This is a genomic window from Bacillus sp. X1(2014), assembly GCF_007678255.1.
On sequence record NZ_VEED01000086.1, the window covers coordinates 1 to 246 of the forward strand.

A 246-nucleotide genomic window follows, 5' to 3' on the forward strand; every position below is an offset into this window, starting at 1 on the left:
TGAAAATGGGCGCATTTCCTCATAGAAAGGAGGTTGATGAGTTTGATTTCGAATTCCAGCCGAGTATTAATAAACAACAAATCTTAGATTTTATTTCTCTACGTTTCTTAGAGCAACAAGAAAACATAGTATTTTTAGGACCTAGTGGTGTTGGTAAGACCCATTTGGCCACGTCTATTGGTATAGCAGCAGCTAAAAAGCGAACAAGTACTTATTTTATTAAATGTCATGATTTACTTCAAAATT

General features: G+C 34.1%; 1 pseudogene. It reads left to right on the forward strand.

From position 1 onward, the window contains the following. Positions 1-246, forward strand: a pseudogene (gene istB, locus FS608_RS29915) (IS21-like element IS232 family helper ATPase IstB); the annotation flags it as partial.